This window comes from Acinetobacter lwoffii, from assembly GCF_022809915.1.
In the GTDB taxonomy this organism is placed as follows: Bacteria; Pseudomonadota; Gammaproteobacteria; order Pseudomonadales; family Moraxellaceae; genus Acinetobacter; species Acinetobacter lwoffii_M.
In genome coordinates this window covers 1-830 of record NZ_JALGQY010000090.1, presented here as the reverse complement: position 1 = coordinate 830, position 830 = coordinate 1, and the positions used below count along the sequence as shown (strand labels likewise).

The 830-nt window shown below is 45.2% G+C and carries 2 protein-coding genes; both read left to right on the top strand.

Annotation, left to right across the window (positions count from 1 at the left end; genetic code table 11):
* Window positions 1–138: TlpA family protein disulfide reductase (locus tag MTX11_RS16550; protein WP_420909239.1), on the top strand; the 138-nt coding region annotated here is incomplete at its 5' end.
* Between the two features lie 18 nt (window positions 139–156).
* On the top strand, window positions 157–830 hold a 674-nt coding region (gene dsbG, locus MTX11_RS16545; protein WP_243475622.1), incomplete at its 3' end, for a thiol:disulfide interchange protein DsbG.

Below are 830 nucleotides of genomic sequence, written 5' to 3'. Positions count from 1 at the left end.
CCCCAGCAGCTGAATAGTTTTGGCCTGCCAACGACGCTGTTTTTTAATGCTCAAGGCCAGCTGGTCGAGCGGCATATGGGGGAACTCAGTCCGGCCATGTTGCAGCAATATTTAAATAGAATTTCAGATCAACCTTAAAAAACGGAAGGACTCAGTATGAACAAAATTTACCAGGTGCTTGGTGCAGGCATGTTCCTGATCATGAGCATGCACACACAGGCAAATATTAAACAGCATATTGAAAAACAGGGTTTTGTGTTTGTAAAACAGATTCCGGCACCGCAAGGAATGACCGGCTGGGTAGGGCATGAAGACCAGTATTCCAATACGGTATTTATCTCCAACGATGACAAATATTATATCAAGGGCGAACTGTTTGATGCGCAAGGGAAAAGCCTGTCCAATGAGCAGATTGAAAAGCATATGAAAAAAGCGGTATTGGACGATGTCTGGAAAACCCTGGAAAAATCGACCTGGATCCAGGATGGAAAGCCAGATGCACCACGGGTGGTCTATGTGTTTTCCGATCCGAATTGCCCATATTGCTATAAATTCTGGCAAGCAGCTCGGCCTTGGGTCGAATCAGGCAAGGTACAACTGCGTCATATTCAGGTCGGTGTGATCCGTGAAGAAAGCCGTGGCCAGGTGGCCACATTGTTAATGTCGAAAAATCCAGCAGCAGTTTTTAATGATATAAACAAGAATAAAGGCAAAAAGCAGCTCAAGAAAATGGAAAAGATTCCTGCCGAAATTGCTGCAAAAATTGATGCCAACCAGGCCCTAATGGGGAAATACGGCTTTTTCTCCACACCGTCGATGGCCTGGAAAAA